The 16904-nt window shown below is 61.1% G+C and carries 14 protein-coding genes and 2 pseudogenes; 13 read left to right on the top strand and 3 right to left on the bottom strand.

Annotation, left to right across the window (positions count from 1 at the left end):
* Positions 1 to 135: 135 nt before the first annotated feature.
* From ACA055_RS10450 to ACA055_RS10435, 4 genes and pseudogenes are all read left to right on the top strand, one after another.
* A pseudogene (locus tag ACA055_RS10450) lies at positions 136 to 358 on the top strand (hypothetical protein); the annotation flags it as partial.
* A 42-nt stretch (positions 359 to 400) separates the two neighbouring features.
* Positions 401 to 673, top strand: a pseudogene (locus ACA055_RS10445) (PAS domain-containing protein); the annotation flags it as partial.
* Positions 674 to 880: 207 nt separating this feature from the next.
* Positions 881 to 1966, top strand: a complete 1086-nt coding sequence (locus ACA055_RS10440) for a methyl-accepting chemotaxis protein (RefSeq protein WP_497684385.1) — start codon at positions 881 to 883, stop codon at positions 1964 to 1966.
* A 98-nt stretch (positions 1967 to 2064) separates the two neighbouring features.
* Positions 2065 to 2301, top strand: a complete 237-nt coding sequence (locus tag ACA055_RS10435; protein WP_497683531.1) for a hypothetical protein — start codon at positions 2065 to 2067, stop codon at positions 2299 to 2301.
* Positions 2302 to 2422: 121 nt separating this feature from the next.
* Here the strand turns inward: ACA055_RS10435 and ACA055_RS10430 are convergent, their stop codons facing one another.
* The 3 genes from ACA055_RS10430 to ACA055_RS10420 are packed head-to-tail and all read right to left on the bottom strand — an operon-like array spanning position 2423 to position 4970.
* The gene (locus tag ACA055_RS10430) at positions 2423 to 3184 is read right to left on the bottom strand and encodes a PAS domain-containing protein (RefSeq protein ID WP_497683530.1); all 762 of its coding nucleotides are present in this window, start codon (positions 3182 to 3184) and stop codon (positions 2423 to 2425) included.
* On the bottom strand, positions 3185 to 3856 hold the full coding sequence (locus tag ACA055_RS10425) for a response regulator (RefSeq protein WP_497683529.1): 672 nt from the start codon (positions 3854 to 3856) through the stop codon (positions 3185 to 3187). It lies immediately after the preceding gene.
* Complete coding sequence (locus tag ACA055_RS10420; protein ID WP_497683528.1) at positions 3825 to 4970, bottom strand: ATP-binding protein; 1146 nt, start codon at positions 4968 to 4970, stop codon at positions 3825 to 3827. Before ACA055_RS10420 ends, ACA055_RS10425 begins: the two co-directional genes overlap by 32 nt.
* 226 nt (positions 4971 to 5196) lie before the next feature.
* On the opposite strand from ACA055_RS10420, the gene ACA055_RS10415 reads away from it, so the two are divergent.
* The 9 genes from ACA055_RS10415 to folD all read left to right on the top strand — a co-directional run bounded on the left by ACA055_RS10415 (position 5197) and on the right by folD (position 16268).
* A complete protein-coding gene (locus ACA055_RS10415; RefSeq protein ID WP_497683527.1) occupies positions 5197 to 5709 on the top strand; it encodes a dimethylamine monooxygenase subunit DmmA family protein in 513 nt (170 codons plus the stop codon).
* A complete protein-coding gene (locus ACA055_RS10410; RefSeq protein ID WP_497683526.1) occupies positions 5706 to 6635 on the top strand; it encodes a PDR/VanB family oxidoreductase in 930 nt (309 codons plus the stop codon). Before ACA055_RS10415 ends, ACA055_RS10410 begins: the two co-directional genes overlap by 4 nt.
* Positions 6636 to 6644: 9 nt before the next feature.
* On the top strand, positions 6645 to 7661 hold the full coding sequence (locus ACA055_RS10405) for a heme-dependent oxidative N-demethylase family protein (protein ID WP_497683525.1): 1017 nt from the start codon (positions 6645 to 6647) through the stop codon (positions 7659 to 7661).
* 37 nt (positions 7662 to 7698) lie between these two features.
* Positions 7699 to 8829, top strand: a complete 1131-nt coding sequence (locus tag ACA055_RS10400; protein WP_497683524.1) for an aminomethyl transferase family protein — start codon at positions 7699 to 7701, stop codon at positions 8827 to 8829.
* 33 nt (positions 8830 to 8862) lie between these two features.
* Positions 8863 to 9729 (top strand): formyltetrahydrofolate deformylase, encoded by an 867-nt coding sequence (purU, locus tag ACA055_RS10395; protein ID WP_497683523.1) that lies wholly within the window; start codon positions 8863 to 8865, stop codon positions 9727 to 9729.
* 43 nt (positions 9730 to 9772) lie between these two features.
* Complete coding sequence (locus ACA055_RS10390) at positions 9773 to 11140, top strand: trimethylamine monooxygenase (RefSeq protein WP_497683522.1); 1368 nt, start codon at positions 9773 to 9775, stop codon at positions 11138 to 11140.
* A gap of 15 nt (positions 11141 to 11155) precedes the next feature.
* A complete protein-coding gene (locus ACA055_RS10385) occupies positions 11156 to 13498 on the top strand; it encodes a trimethylamine N-oxide demethylase (protein WP_497683521.1) in 2343 nt (780 codons plus the stop codon).
* A gap of 72 nt (positions 13499 to 13570) precedes the next feature.
* The gene (locus ACA055_RS10380; protein ID WP_497683520.1) at positions 13571 to 15250 is read left to right on the top strand and encodes an APC family permease; all 1680 of its coding nucleotides are present in this window, start codon (positions 13571 to 13573) and stop codon (positions 15248 to 15250) included.
* A gap of 85 nt (positions 15251 to 15335) precedes the next feature.
* Positions 15336 to 16268 carry a bifunctional methylenetetrahydrofolate dehydrogenase/methenyltetrahydrofolate cyclohydrolase FolD gene (folD, locus tag ACA055_RS10375; RefSeq protein ID WP_497683519.1) on the top strand — a complete coding sequence of 311 codons (933 nt, stop codon included), beginning with the start codon at positions 15336 to 15338 and terminating at the stop codon, positions 16266 to 16268.
* Positions 16269 to 16904: the final 636 nt, after the last annotated feature.

Below are 16904 nucleotides of genomic sequence, written 5' to 3'. Positions count from 1 at the left end.
ATGCGCAGGCCTTCAAAGTGCACCTGTTACGCAAACAACAAAAGGAATAAATATCTATTTATTTATTACTTAATCGAATATTAAAGGCTTCCAAGCTAATACCTAAAAATTATTTATGCTTTGATTTTTAGAATCATGAACGTAGAAACAGTCGAGACGGCCAACACCCATCGCAGCTGTCAGGTACAACCTGTGAAAAGCGATCAGTTGGGTGAGCAGCAGAAAATCGCCAATGCTTTTTTTTGCCGCAGGTTTATTACCCAAATCGACGGATGCGAAAGACATCCGTATCTGCACCGTAAGGCAGTCTCCGACCATTGACCTGCTCTTTCAGACAGACGTGCTAACCTTTTCATGATAGCTGCCGATGCCTCTATCTTAGGGCATAGGAGCAATACAGATGAGAAACAACCAACCGGTTACGCAGCGCGAGGTTGCCCTTGGACCTCAACAGAAACTCATCTCGACTACGGATGCACGAGGGGTTATTACCTACTGTAATGACGCCTTCGTAGAAATAAGCGGTTTCGACAAGGCCGACCTGATTGGCGCCCCGCAAAACATCGTTCGCCATCCTGACGTGCCATCCGCCATATTTGCCCATATGTGGGGCGCCCTCAAACAGGGCAAGCCCTGGATGGGCATCGTCAAGAATCGCTCCAAAAAGGGTGACCATTACTGGGTCAACGCTTACGTCACTCCGGTTTTCGAAGGCAGCCAGGTCGTGGGTTACGAATCGGTCAGGGTAAAACCTACGGCTGAACAGATCCGCCGCGCCGAAGCCCTCTACAAGCGTATAAGCCTGGGAAAGTCGGCTGTCCCCGGCAGCGATACATGGCAACCCGCTCTCCTGGACTGGTTGCCGTTCCTGGCGATGGGCCTGGTGGGTACTTTGGGTGGTGTTTTCCTCAGCACACCTGTGGCGCTCGCCGTGACTGCAGGCGTCTCGGTGCCGATCGGACTGATCGCCGCACGCTGGCAAAAACGAGGGACGCTGCATCTGTTGGAAACCGCTGAACCCTCGACCTCCGATCAACTGATCGCAAAAATGTACAGCGATGAACGCGGCCCTCAAGCACGTCTTGAAACTGCATTCGTGAGTCAGACATCACGCCTCAAGACTTGCCTGACACGATTACAGGACACAGCAGAGCAACTCACCAGCCTGGCCGGAAAATCTGACGTTCTCGCCTCCGACAGTTCCCGTGGACTTGATCGTCAGCGAATTGAAACCGAGCAAGTATCGGCAGCCGTCAACCAGATGGCGGCGACCACACAAGAAGTCGCAAGCCACGTCCAGCGCACCGCTGACGCCACCCAGGAAGCCAACGTGCTGACCGGACGTGGACGCGATGTGGCCCGGGATACCCGTGAAGCCATTCAGCGCCTCTCGGCTGTTGTGGGAGAAACCGGGCTGACAGTGGCGCAACTGGCCAAAGACAGCAATGAAATCGGTACAGTCGTCGACGTCATTAAAGGCATCGCCGATCAAACCAACTTGCTTGCCCTCAATGCCGCCATCGAAGCCGCGCGCGCCGGAGACATGGGTCGAGGCTTCGCCGTGGTCGCGGACGAAGTGCGTCAGTTGGCGCAACGCACCACCCAGTCCACGACCCAGATCCACAGCCTGATATCCAAGCTGCAGATCTCGTCCAATAACGCCGTAAAGACCATGGAAAGTGGCCATCGTCAGGCCGAAGAAGGCGTAGCGTGGGTGCTTGAGGCAGACAAGGCGTTGGTCGGTATCAGTGAAGCCGTTGCGAACATTACCGACATGACCACCCAGATTGCTGCAGCGACTGAAGAACAAACCGCTGTTGCAGAAGAAATCAGCCGCAACATCACCACCATCGCGACCCTGGCAGATCAGACGTCTGAACAAGCCAGGCATTCGGCGGACCTGAGCAAGGAACTAACCCAGACCGCTAAAACTCAGTATTCATTGGTCGAGCGCTTTAACCGATAACCTGCCAAAGCAACTCATCACGAAGCCCGCTGAGTGCGGGCTTTTTGTTGTCTGCGGTTCCCGCCTGCTACGCTTTCCTTCTCAATGGAGGAAACGCCATGCCAGACGATCCAACCCCAGCGCTGCTCCTTGGCATCTGCCAGAACATCACGGCCCTTGGCTCTGCTATCGAGGAGATCGGCATCTGGATCAATCAGCAAGGCTCCACGGATGCGTCCAACCGAATCAAGGAACATCTAAAGGTGCTGGAAGGCAACAGAGATGCCATTGCCGGGTTGATGGCTGATCTGATAGCGAGGAACAAGCCTGAAGAGGAGGAAGAACCGGAGGATTGATCATCATCACGCCAACGCAAACGGGTCGTCTGACCGCTGCTCGCGCTAGGCGCCTTGGCATTCTAGGTTCTTACTTGCCGGGTTCGACGCACTTCTGGTTGTCTCTTCCTCCAATCTCCGTTCAGCGCCCCAGGTTCTGGCCACCGCTGCGCTCGAAAATCGCCCCCTCGATCCCCAGTACTTCACGCGTGTCGGCATAGATCCCGACACCCTTTTCCCAGACATGCTTGATCGACTGATCAGCGCAGCGAATCCGGTAATTGAGCTCGAACGGCTCCTGTCGCGATAAGGCATATTGCACCTCGCGCCAGACGTAATCGGCATCCTGCGCCAGGATCAGGCTGTTGTAGGTGAACTCATGGTTGTCCACCAGCCGCTCGGGTGGATACCCGGTCAGTTGCAGGCAACCGGCACTGACGAACTCCATGGTCCAGTCGCGGTTGTTGCGGCCGCGATAGATCAGCCCCGGCATGCTGTCCAGCAGGCTCATGCTGCTGCGCTGACTGGCCTGCAAGGCAATCTCGCGGCGCTTGTGCGCAGTAATGTCCCCGGCCACCAGATAGAAACACTGAGGCCCGCGCTTCAGGCTGACTTCGACCCAGCGCAGCTCCCCCGAAGGGTGAACAAAGCGCAGCCGCTGGTTGAAGGAGCCCTCGGGGCGCCGACGCAGTTCATGCAGGGCCTGACGCCACAACGAACGATCTTCGTGGTGCACATAGTCGATGAGGTTGCGCTCCGGTCCAGGCAGATCCATCAGCTCGACCCAGGCCAGGTTGAAGTGGGCGATCTGACCGCTATCGCGCAGTTCAAGCAACGCCGCCGGAAAGCGATCCATCAGGTGCAAGGGCGGTGTCTGCACGAATGCCTCTGGCCGTTCCATCATCTAATGACGCTCCTCGTGTCTCACAGAAGCGCCGTTGTGCACCCACGCCGCGAGCTCCAGGCGCGAGTGCAGGCTGAGCTTCTGCAATAGATTCCTCACATAGATTTTGACCGTGCCATCGCTGATCCCCAGTTGCCGGCCGATCTGTTTATTGCTCATGCCGGCGGCGATCAGTGCCAGAGTCTGCCCCTCGCGCTCGGTCAGGTTGCCGGTGTCGAGCGGATCCGAATCGTGCGCAGGCCGGTGCACCGATTCGCCCTGATCGGCCAGCAGGGCAATCAGGGTCGAATCCAGAACGATCGCGCCCTTGTGGCAATTGCGCATGTAAGCCAACAACGCATCGGGCTCGGTCTCTTTGAGTACATAACCGCTGGCCCCGAGGCGCAGGGCCGTCAACAGTTCGGCACGATCCATCGACGCGGTGAGCACCACCACCTGGCATTCGAGGCGCAACTGACGCAGTTCATCGAGCACCTGCAAACCGCTCAAACCGGGCATGTGCAGATCAAGCAGGACCTGCTGCGGTGCCAGGCTCACGGCCAGGTTGATGCCTTCGCGACCGCTGGCGGCCTGCCCCACCACTTCGAAATCGTCACTGGCGCCGAACAGCTGTGCCAGGCCCTTGCGGAATAGCGGGTGATCATCGATCAGTAATAAGGTCGTGCAGTCCATCGAAACTCCCCTGTGGCAGGTCCTGTTGGTGGCTAAGGCCAAGGCGTACGCGAACCCCATGCGGGCGGATCGCTTCAATGGTCAGCCGGGCGCCAATGCTCGCGGCACGTTCGCGGATAATCGCCAGGCCGAAATGGTTGTCCTCCCCCGATGCCGGGCTCAGGCCGATGCCGTCATCCTCAACCGATACCGCGACATCGCCGTCCTGACTTTGCCGCAGCTCGATGCGCACATGCCGCGCATGGGAATGGCGCACCGCATTGGCCAAGGCCTCGCGAATGATCTGCAAAATCTGCAATTCGGTTTCCGGGTTCAAGGCATCGTCGGCCAGGCGATTGTCCAGTTCGAAGACGATGATGCAGCGCCGCGAGAACTCCGCGACCGAATCGGCCAGGGCCTGGCGTAGCGAGCGCCCGTCCATGGTCAGGCGGGCGCTGGTGATCAGCTCGCGCACCTGGCGTTGCAACTGGCTCAAGCCGCCACACAGTTCCTGCAACGCAACGCTGGCTTGCCCCGGCTCGCCCAGTTGCGACTGCAGCAAACACGCTTGGAACGACAGGTAACCCAACTGCTGAGCCACCGAATCGTGCAGCTCGCGGGCCAGGGCGCCGTGCCGGGACGTGGCCTGTTTGCGCTGTTGCTCACGGGCGTGGCGCAGCAAGTGCACGGTCACGCCCACTGCCTGCGCCGTCTCCTCCAGCAACTGCCGCCAGCTAGCACCGACCGGTTGTGGGGTATCGAGCACCAGCACTCCTTTGTTCGAATCGTCGCTTTGCGCCAAGACACACAGCAGGCGATGCACGCCCCGTTGCCGGCAAGGGCCGCAGACCTGAGCTGTATCAGCCACTTTCGAGTCACGCCAAGGACAACCTTCCATGTCCTGGCAGCCCTCGAGCAGTCCGCGCCGCGCCGGGCCCAGGTCCTCGCCACCGAGGATCAGATTCAGTTTGCAGGTGGGCAGCAGTGCTTCGAAACGGTCCAGAAAACCCGACAAGGCACCGTCAGCGTGCACCTGGCTCAAGGGCAACCCGGCCAGCAGCCTGCGCACGCTGCGCGCCTGTTCGGGACGGATACGCCCCAACCAGAGCGGCCACCACTGCGGTCGTGTTCGCACTCTCGATAACTCCCCGTCCAGTTGCTCAGCCCTGAGTGAAAGACCAGCAACTTCCATGCCCCGAACACCCGTCGCGCAAGGCTTATCTCCAAAGACATAGCCCTTTTTCCGGATTGAGAAGATTTTCTTCATAGGAAATTATCTTCCCCAACAGGAAACAACATCCCCTGTCCAACGCCACCTTTCTCGCCCTTTCGACAGGCGCGGATCAGCCAGGAAAGCCAGCATGACGGATAGACACAGCGCCGCCCCGGACCGACTTCACAGCCTCCCGCGCTATCGCCAGTCGCCTCCTCGCGAAACTGCCACCCGGCACATCGTGGCCATGCAATCGGCAGCCGCCTGCGCGCCCTTTGTCGCAGAACTTGAACAGCCTGTGGTGCTGAACAGCGAGAACGCCGATTTTGCTCGACGCCTGCATCAGGTGCTGGTCAGCGCCACCGTCGGCAGCCAGCTCTACATCATGGGCGACGAGGCCTTTATCTGGCGCATCCACGGCGAGGCCCGCAGCGCCGGGCTGGAAGATGACGAGATCGACATCACCCGCACGATTGCCGGCCCGCGCCTGGTGTATTGCGTGCACTGCAGCCTGACCCAGGCCGCCGGGCCGGAGCCGCTGCAGACCTGCATCGGTTGCGCCGTCGGGTTGGAAGTCCGCGAACACTTTTCCCGCCGCCTGGGTGCGTACCTCGGCGTCTGCACCAACCCCGACCAGCCTTACGCCGGAGTCCGGTCATGAGAGCCGTACTCGAAGTGCGGGTCAGCGCGGAGCGAATGCTCACCCCGGTGGTGCGCGAACTCACCCTGCAGTCTTGCGCCGGGCCCCTGCCGGGATTCTCCCCCGGCAGTCATGTGCAGGTTCACCTACCCCTGTCCGAGGGCAAGGTGCGCAACGCCTATTCACTGACCGGCAACCCGGCGGACAGCCAGCAATACCGCATCGCCGTACGCCTGCAGGAAGCCTCCCGCGGAGGCTCACGATATCTGCACCGGCATGTCCAGGTCGGCGACACACTGCAGATCTCGCCGCCGGCCAATCTGTTCGCCCTGCACTCGACCGCCAGCCTGCACATCCTGATCGCCGGTGGCATCGGCATCACACCGTTCATGGCCTACATCGCAGCCCTGGAACAACGCCAGGCCCGATTCGAATTGCACTTTCTCTACCGCCCGGGCCTGAGCGACGCCTATGTCGAGGAGTTGCAACAACGACTGGGGTCGCGATTGCACACCTACTCCAGCCGCCCGGACCTAAGCCAGATCCTGTGCGACCGACCGCTGGGCAGCCACGTCTACACCTGCGGCCCGCAACCGTTGCTCGACGCGGTTCGACAACAGGCCAAGGCCCTCGGCTGGCCACCCGCCCGAGTGCACTGGGAAGCCTTCAATGCCGCGCAACCGGGCCGGCCCTTCGACCTGGAACTGCTGCGCAGCGGCCAGCGCCTGCGGGTCGGGGCAGAACAAAGCCTGCTCGAAGCGCTGGAATCCGCCGGGCTGCAGATTCCCAACCTGTGCCGCGGCGGGGTCTGCGGCCAATGCATGACCCGTCACGTGGGCGGCGACATCGAACACCGCGACAGTTTTCTGAGCCCCGCCGAGCAGGCCGACTTTCTCATGCCCTGTGTCTCCCGCGGCTGCGGCCCTTGCGTTTCGCTGGATCTTTAGGAGTCGACCATGACCATTCAATCAAGCCCCGTGCAGAGCTATCGAGACGACTTCAGTTTTCGCAACAGCCCTACGGCGATCCGTCGTTTCCCCTTCCCCTTCACCGAGGACAGCTACCTGTACTCGGTGAACATCGAACCGGCGACCTCCCGGGATCCCGGCTCGATTTACCAGCACGGGTTCGACATCGACGAACACTACCGTTCTGAAATGGCCGAACGCGCCCTGGTACTGGACAAGGATCCTCGCCGTTACCTGGTGATGCCGCATATGCAAGTGGCCGCTTGGGATGCGCTGCAGATGCTCATGGAGCACCTCGCCGCCGACTATCCGCAGTGGTTCACCCTCGAGCGTGACAGTGACAACTGGCATTGGCGCAACCAGCTGCTGGATATCGATCAGCGCTTTGTGTTCGGTGATGCCACGAGTCTGCCCTGCGAGCCGCTGGAGTTCATCGGCCGCCAGGTGCAGGGGGATTTCGCCCTGCTCGACCAGCGCGACGGCGATCTGTACATGGACGCCGGGATGGTCACCAGCCCGGCCGACTGGTCCCTGGCGTTCGATGCCGGCATGAGTTTCAAGCAGTGGCATTCGCCGGTGCCCATGGCCCACCAGATGGGCATCTTCGATCGCGCGCTGAAGTACCTGCTCAACCTGCAAGTGGAGCAACCGGTGCGGCGTCTGAACTGGACGCTGACCATCAACCCGCGCCTGGATTCCTCGCCAGAGACTTTCCATGAATGGGGTGCCGACCGCGGCCGCATCACCGCCGAGAACGTCGGGCAACAGGTTCATCTGCGGGTCGAGCTGCAAGTGATGGCCCGTCTGCCGCGCAGCAACGCGGTGATGTTCAGCATCCGCACCTACCTGATCAGCATGGATGAACTGGTCACTCAGCCCGGCTGGGGCTGCCGCCTGCACCGAGTGCTGCGCGACCTGCCCGAGCCGATCGCCGACTACAAGGGCATGAGCCGCTACCGACAGACACTGGTCGAGTGGCTGAGCCGCTTCGATCCGCAAGCCTGACACTTTCCTGATTTCCCCCTCCGACAAGGACCTTCACATGGCTCATTCATGGCGTATTTCTGCACTGGCCGAACGGCACCGCGCACTCGGCTCGAACCTCGAAGACTGGAACGGCATGGGCACCGCCTGGACTTACAGAAGCGACCTTGCCGATCACCATCAGGCGATCCGCACCCGTGCCGGGCTGATGGACGTGTCCGGGTTGAAAAAAGTCCACTACGTCGGCCCACACGCCGAGAGCCTGCTGCAATGGGCCACCACCCGCGACATCGCCAAGCTCTACCCCGGCAAATCGGTGTACGCCTCGATGCTCGACGAGGACGGCAAATTCGTCGATGACTGCATCGTCTACCGCACTGGGCCCAACGCGTTCATGGTGGTGCATGGCGCCGGCAGCGGCCACGAAATGCTGGTGCGTTCATCCCAGGGCCGGCAAGTGGCGGTGTTGTTTGATGACGACCTGCACGACCTGTCGCTGCAAGGCCCGCTAGCGGTGGACTTTCTCGCCGAGCACGTCCCCGGGATCCGTCAGCTGCCTTACTTCCATCACCTGCAAACCCGCCTGTTCGACCGCCCGGTGATGATCTCCCGCACCGGCTACACCGGCGAACGCGGCTACGAGATTTTCTGCAAGGCCGCCGATGCCCCGGCACTGTGGGACATGATTCTCGAACAAGGCGCGGGCCTGGGAATCATCCCGTGCGCCTTTACTGCCCTGGATTGGTTGCGGGTGGAAAGCTCGTTGATGTTTTTCCCCTACGACAACTCCCAGATGTACCCCTTCTCCGATCAGAAGGCCGGCGACACTCTCTGGGAAATGGGCCTGGACTTCACCGTATCCCCGGACAAACGCGAGTTCCGCGGCGCCGAGGAGCACTTCCGGCTGCGCGGCCAGGAACGCTTCAAGATCACCGGCGTGTTGCTCGAAGGCGTGCGCGCCGCCGAGGCCGGCGACACGCTGTGGCAAGGCAACCAGCAAGTCGGAGTGATCACCTGCGGCATGTATTCGCGCCTGAGCAAACGCTCCATGGCCATCGCTCGGATGAGCGTCGCCTGCTCGATTCCCGGCATCGCCTTGCAGGTACGTGGCAGCCAGGAAAGCGCCGCCGTGACCCACGCCCTGCCCTTCGACGATCCGGAAAAAACCAAACGCACGGCCAAGGGCTGAACCTCCCCTTTACTTGCAACCAGGGAACCTTCGATGGACACCTCCAACGAACATTACATTCTCAAGATCAACTGCCCGGCAGCGTCCGGCATCGTCGCCGCCATCACCACATGCCTGGCGGCGCAGCAGTGCTACATCAGCGAGCTCGCGCAATTCGACGACGAGTTCACCGGGCAGTTTTTCATGCGCGCCGTGTTCCGTTTCAACACCGGCGTGACCGGCGATGTCGGTGCCCTGCGTGAAGATCTGGGCGACCTGGCCAGCGGCTTCGACATGCAGTGGCAACTGTTCTGTTCAAGCCAGCCGACCCGAGTGCTGCTGATGGTCAGCAAGTTCGACCACTGCCTGACCGACCTGCTGTATCGCCACCGCAAAGGCGAAATGGACATGCACATCACTGCCGTGGTTTCCAACCACCTGGATCTGCGGGCAATGGCCGAACGCGAAGGCATCCGCTTCATCTACCTGCCGATCACCAAGGACAGCAAGGCCAGCCAGGAAGCCGAGTTGATGCGCATCGTCGAGGACACCCAGACCGACCTGGTGGTGCTCGCCCGCTATATGCAGATCCTGTCCGACGGTCTGTGCCAGCAGCTGTCCGGTAGGGCGATCAATATCCATCACTCGTTCCTGCCCGGCTTCAAGGGCGCCAAGCCCTATCACCAGGCCTACGACCGTGGCGTGAAACTGATCGGCGCCACCGCCCACTACGTCACCAGCGACCTCGACGAGGGACCGATCATCGAGCAGGAAATCCAGCGAGTCGACCATACCCACCTGCCCGACTCCCTAGTCGCCATCGGCCGCGACACTGAAACCGTCGCTCTTTCCAAGGCCTTGAAATACCACCTGGAACACCGGGTGTTCATCAACCAGGACAAGACAGTGATCTTTCGCTGAGCGGACCTGCTTTTTATCTCCAAAGCCATTACGAGGCACGATCATGACGTTACGCGTGGCAATCATCGGCGCCGGCCCTTGCGGCATGGCGCAACTTCGAGCCTTCCAGTCGGCCCGCGACAAGGGCGCCGACATCCCGGAACTGGTCTGCTTCGAGAAGCAGAACGATTGGGGCGGCATGTGGAATTACACCTGGCGCACCGGTCTGGACGAAAACGGCGAGCCAGTGCACGGCAGCATGTACCGCTACCTGTGGTCGAACGGACCGAAGGAATGCCTGGAGTTCGCCGACTACACCTTTGAAGAACATTTTGGTCGCCCCATCGGCTCCTATCCACCACGGGAAGTGCTCTGGGACTACATCAAGGGACGCGTCGAAAAAGCCGGGGTACGGGATTACATCCGCTTCAACAACGTGGTGCGCCAAGTCACTTTTGATGAGACCAGTCAGCGTTTCACCCTGTACGCCCACGACTACAACAGCGACACCCTGACTTGCGAAGAATTCGACTACGTGATCAACGCCTGCGGCCACTTCTCCACGCCCAAGGTGCCGTACTTCGAAGGCTTCGAGCAGTTCGCCGGGCGCATCCTGCACGCCCATGATTTTCGCGAGGCCCTGGAATTCAAGGACAAGGACCTGCTGATCGTCGGCAGCAGCTATTCCGCCGAGGACATCGGTTCGCAATGCTACAAGTACGGCGCCCGCAGTATCACCAGCTGCTACCGCACCGCGCCCATGGGTTATGCCTGGCCAGACAACTGGGAAGAAAAACCGCTGCTGCAACGCCTGGAAAACAACCGCGCGTACTTTATCGATGGCAGTAGCAAGCACATTGATGCGGTGATTCTTTGCACCGGCTACAAGCATCACTTCCCCTTCCTGCCGGACGCACTGAGCCTCAAGACCGACAACCGTTTGTGGCCGATGAACCTCTACAAAGGCGTGTTCTGGGAACCCAACCCGCGGCTGATCTACCTCGGCATGCAGGACCAGTGGTACTCGTTCAACATGTTCGATGCCCAGGCCTGGTATGCCCGCGATGTGATCCTTGGACGCATTCAGCTGCCAAGCCAGGCCGAGATGAGCACCGACAGCCAGCAATGGCACGAGCGTGAGCAGACGCTGGAAACCAACCAGCAGATGTTCGAATACCAGGGCGCCTACATCCAGCACTTGGTGGACGCCACCGACTATCCCAATTTTGACATCGCCGCGGTCAACGAGACCTTCCTGCACTGGAAGCATGACAAGGCGGAAAACATCATGGGCTATCGCGACAAATCCTACCGCTCGCTGATGACCGGCACCCAGTCACCGCCCCACCACACACCCTGGCTGCATGCGCTCGACGACTCGATGGCGGCGTACCTCGCTGAGCCGCCGACATCCATCAAATCGGTCGGTTGACCCGGGAATTTCATCATGAATGCACCTCGTGTATCTCACCCCCGGGAGCCCGGATTGTTTGCCCGAGCCCCGACGCTTGAGCGCTATCGGGTGGCTGCGGGCGGCCTGACGCTGGTGACTTTGCAGCCCGGCGATAGCCTGCAGGTGATCGACCTTGAAGGTCGACAACCCTGCGAATTGCTGGCTGTTGATGCCACCGGTCGCAGCACGCTGACGGACTGGGCGTTGAGCGGTTCGGCAGCCTGCGGGTTCATCGACGCACGGCTCGCCGAACCGACCCTGCAGGCTCGGCGCATCAATCAGGCCTTGAGCCGACGCGGTATTGATCCGCAACGCCTGCCCAGTGCCGCGTCACTCTGGGACGAGGACAGCCCCGCCGACTTCAGCCGCCACTTTGTCGCCAGCGATGAGCTGCTGGTGATCGTCGCAGCACCGGCCGGGCCGACCGCCGTTGACCGGCAATACCACCCCAGCGAACTCCGGGTGTGGGTGACACGGGCCAATCCCTCGTCGCTGCTGCTGCCCTCCCTCCCGGAACCCCTGGGTGAACTGCTGGACGAGTTCACCCTTCACCCCGGCACCGCCCACAGCTACACCGTCGGCAAGGGCCAGTATGTGCAAGTGCTGGATGTCGCCGGGCGCCAGTGCTCGGACTTCGTCGCCCTGGATCAACGAGCGCTGGATCGCGGTCTGGAGCTGGACCTGGATCAGACCGTTACCCGCACATTAAACGGCAGCGCCTACCCGGCACCGGGACTGTTCTCAAAGTTTTTCGACCGGCAGATGCAGCCGATGCTCGAGGTAGTGCGTGACACCGTCGGCCGCCACGATTCCTTCGCCCTGGCCTGCGCCGCGCGCTACTACGAAAGCCATGGCTACTTCGGGCACGACAACTGCAGCGACAACCTCAGCCGAGTGCTCGCGCCCCATGGGGTCCAGGCCCGCAATGGCTGGCCGGCGATCAATTTCTTCTTCAATACCGGGATCGATGCGCACCAGCAAATGACCCTGGATGAACCCTGGTCGCGCCCCGGCGATTACGTGCTGCTGCGGGCCATGACCGATCTGCTGTGTGGCAGCACCTCGTGCCCGGATGACATCGACCCGGCCAATGGCTGGAACCCGACCGATATCCATGTCCGCATCTACAGCGAAAAGGAGCGCTTTTCCATCGCCATGAGCACTCGAACCACGGCCGATGCCGACCCGATTCTCACCCGTGAGTCCGCATTTCACTCACGCACCAGCGCCTTGACCGGCAGCTTCGTCGACTACCGCAACTGGTGGCTGCCACTGCGCTATGACGGCTATGGCGCGATCGAGGAATACCTCGGTTGCCGCGAGCGAGTGGCGGTGATGGACCTGACCGCCCTGCGCAAATTCGAAATCATCGGCCCCGACGCGGAAGCCTTGTTGCAGTACTGCCTGACCCGGGATGTACGGCGCCTGGCGGTGGGTCAAGTGGTCTACTCGGCGATGTGCCACGAACACGGCGGCATGCTCGACGACGGCACCCTGCTGCGTTTGGGCCCGGACAATTTCCGCTGGATCTGCGGCGAGGACTACGCCGGGGTTTGGCTGCGCGAGCAGGCGCAGAAGCTCGGAATGAAAGTCTGGATCAAGTCCGCCAGCGAGCAGATTCACAACCTGGCGGTGCAAGGCCCGATGAGCCGCGAGCTGCTCAAACAAATGGTCTGGACCCCACCCAACCAACCAAACCTGGAAACCCTGGGCTGGTTCCGTTTCCTGGTGGGCCGCCTGGACGGTTACGACGGCTGCCCGCTGATGATCTCGCGCACCGGCTACACCGGCGAACTGGGCTACGAAGTCTGGTGCCAACCCGAGGATGCCGAGCAGGTCTGGGACCGGATCTGGCAACTGGGCCACCCCCTGGGCCTGGTGCCGCTGGGCCTGGAAGCGCTGGATATGTTGCGCATCGAAGCCGGGCTGATCTTCGCCGGCTACGAGTTCAGCGACCAGACCGATCCGTTCGAGGCCGGTATTGGTTTTAGCGTACCGCTGAAAAGCAAAACCGATGACTTCATCGGTCGCGAGGCCCTGCTGCGGCGCAGCGCTCATCCCGCCCACAAGCTGGTAGGCCTGCAACTGAGTGGCAACGAAGGTGCTCACCACGGCGACCCGGTGTTCCACGGTCGGGCCCAGGTCGGGGTCATCACCAGTGCCTGCCGCTCGCCGCTGCTGGCCAGCAATATCGCGCTGTGCCGGGTGGACGTGGCCTGCGCCGACATCGGCACAGCGTTGGAGATTGGCAAAGTCGATGGCCTGCAGAAGCGCATCAGCGCCACGGTCACCGCAGCGATTTTCTACGACCCGGACAAGAGCCGGGTACGCAGTTGATCGACCTTACGAGCCTGTGCGCCACCTTTTGACTGCCCCACTACAACGTTACTCAAACATGGGAATACGAAGATGGAAGCGACGACGTTCGAGGCCGTACCGCAGGCCGCCAGCTCAGTGGGCAGCCTGCACCGCAAGATCGATTGGCGCGGGGCTTTCTGGGTCGCCAGTGGCGTGCCCGCCCTGGTGCTGTTCTCTATCGGCGCGATTGCCGCCACGGTTGGCAAGCCGGCCTGGATCGTCTGGATCGTGTCGATCCTGTTCGGCTTTATCCAGGCCTTCACCTACGCCGAAATTGCCGGGCTGTTCCCGCACAAGTCCGGCGGCGCCTCGGTCTATGGCGCGGTCGCCTGGGTGCGTTACAGCAAGCTGATCGCACCGGTGTCTGTGTGGTGCAACTGGCTGGCCTGGTCACCGGTGCTGTCGATCGGTTCCGGGCTGGCGGCCGGTTACATCCTCACCGCACTGTTTCCAGCCGATGCGCTGATCAACACCTGGCAACTGACCCTGCTCGACCTGGGCTGGATCAAGAGCGGCCTGTCGCTGCGGATCAACGCGACATTCGCCATCGGCCTGTTGATCCTGCTGACGGTGTTCGCCGTGCAGCACGGCGGCATCCTGCGCTCGGCACGCCTGACCCTGGTGCTCGGTGTGACCTCACTGATTCCCTTGCTGCTGGTGGGTGTCGTGCCGTTGTTCACCGGGGATGCGGCCCAGGCCAACTTTCTGCCGTTGTACCCGCTGGCCCATGACGCGGCCGGGCAAGTCATCGACGGGCCCTGGGATATTTCAGGCTGGTCGCTGATGGCCGGCGGGCTGTTCATGGCCGCGTGGTCGACCTACGGCTTCGAAACGGCGGTGTGCTACACAAGAGAGTTCAAGGACCCCAAGCGTGACACTTTCAAGGCGATCTTCTATGCCGGCCTGTTGTGCATTCTGGTGTTCACCCTGGTGCCCCTGGCCTTTCAGGGTAGTCTCGGTCTCGGTCAACTGGTAACACCGGCAGTGCTCGATGCCAGCGGCGCGGTGGTTACCCCGGCGGTCTATAGCGGACTGTTGTCGCCGGCGATCTACAGTGGCATGGGCGTCGGCCAAGTCATGGCGGACAGTATCGGCGGCGGCAAGCTGGTGGCCAACATCGTGCTGATCATGCTGGTCCTTGCCACCTTGCTGGCGATCATGACCTCGATGTCCGGTTCGTCGCGCACCCTGTATCAGGCGTCGGTGGATGGCTGGCTGCCGAAATACCTGGGCCGCACCAATGAACACGGCGCCCCCACCGCTGCGATGTGGACCGACCTGTCTTTCAATCTGCTGCTGTTGCTGATGTCCGACTATGTCTTCGTGCTCGCGGCGTCCAACGTCAGCTACATCATCTTCAACTTCCTCAACCTCAACGCCGGCTGGATCCATCGCCTGGACCGTCCCGACTGGATACGCCCGTACAAAGCCCCGACCGTGCTCCTGGTGGCCGGCGGCGTGCTGAGTTTCGTCAACCTGGCGTGCATGGGATTGGGTGCCGATATCTGGGGGGCCGGCACTTTGATGACCGGCCTGTTGCTGGCGCTGTTGATCCTGCCGGTGTTCTGCTACCGCCACTACGTCCAGGACAAGGGACGCTTCCCGGAAGCGATGCTCAGCGATCTTTACATTCAGGCCGATGCCGGTCAGAAACGCGCCGGCTGGTTGCCCTATGCCACGCTGATCGCAGGTGTATTGGTGGTGTATGGCTGTCATCAACTGGTAGCCTGAGCGCCCATGCCTGCAGGTCTCTGATGGATCATCGGGGTGCAACGACGCCTCGATGATCACTTCGCCCCTATCAATCAAGACAACGGTGACTCTTTTGATCAGCACCACCCCTGCACTTGCCCGCGATATCGACGGCAAAGCCATCTCAGCCCGGGTTCTCGACGAGGTTCGAGAAGAAGTTCTGGCCCTGGCCGGACAGCAAATTTATCCCGCCCTGGCCGTGCTGCTTGTCGGTGAAGACCCGGCCAGCGAGGTCTATGTGCGCAACAAACTGCTGCGGGCCCGGGAGGTCGGCATCCGTTCCCTGGAGTACCGCCTGGCGCAAAGTGCCAGCCAGAACGAGGTGCTGGAACTGATTGCGCAATTGAATGCCGATGCTTCTGTGAACGGCATCCTGGTGCAGTTGCCCTTACCGGCTCATATCGACGAGCAGGCGGTGATTCATGCCATCGACCCGATCAAGGACGTGGACGGCTTTCATCGGGAAAACGTCGGCGGTCTGGTGCAAGGCATGGAGGTACTGACCCCGTGCACGCCCAGCGGCTGCATGCGTTTGTTGCAGGAAACCTGCGGTGACTTGAGCGGCTTGCACGCGGTGGTCATCGGCCGTTCGAACATTGTCGGCAAACCCATGGCGACCTTGTTGCTGCAGGCCAACTGTTCGGTCAGCGTGGTGCACTCGCGCAGCGTCGATGCCCCGGCGCTGTGTCGGCTGGCGGATATCGTTGTCGCAGCGGTGGGTCGGCCACATCTGATCGATGCCAGCTGGCTCAAACCCGGGGCGGTGGTGATCGATGTCGGCATTAATCGCATTGTCAGCGAATCCGGTAATCGTCTGGTCGGTGATGTTGATTATGCCAGCGCGCGCACCGTCGCCAGCGCGATCACGCCGGTGCCCGGTGGCGTCGGGCCAATGACTATTGCTTATCTGCTGAAGAACACCCTGATCGCCAGCCAGTTGCAGCGTACTGTGGGGCTTGGCGGGTCGCTGGTGGTCGGGGTGCCGGTGGTGGGTTGAGGTCGAGGGGGCGGTGCATCAAGATCAAAAGCGGCAGGCGAGCTAACGCTAGGCCTGATGAGTGGGGAAAAAAGCGAAAGCTGTACGCCAATCCATTGTGGGAGCGGGCTTGCTCGCGAAGCTGTTGATCTTGCCGTTGCTGTTGATCTTGCCGTTGCTTTTGCTTTTGCTTTGCTTTGGATCTGATCGCCCCTTTCCCAGAGGCCGAACGCAGGTATTGCGCAGGAGGCAGCTCGGCATGGATGCCGAGCTAGCCGCGCCCGGCCATGGATGGCCGATCGCGGCGGGCCCCCGGAGCAATGCCGGAGTGAGGGCATGCCGAGCCTAGGCGAGGCACCGAATGGCGGGGCAAAAGCGCTTTGGTTACTTTCGCGCTTTTCGAAAGTGACTCGCTGTAAAAGCGAAACCGCCAGCCGCCGTGACCGCAGCAATGGATATGTACACGATCAAAGAGCAGCCGTGACCGCAGCAACGAATATGTACACGATCAAAGAGCAGCCGTGACCGCAGCAACGAATATGTACACGATCAAAGAGCAGCCGTGACCGCAGCAACGAATATGTACACGATCAAAGAGCAGCCGTGACCGCAGCAACGGATATGTCCACTAAAGAAAACCCGGTCGACTTTCAGGCC

It is taken from the genome of Pseudomonas sp. LBUM1657, assembly GCF_059716075.1.
The sequence above is the reverse complement of the archived record's forward strand: the minus strand, read 5'-3'. Positions and strand labels throughout refer to the sequence as shown.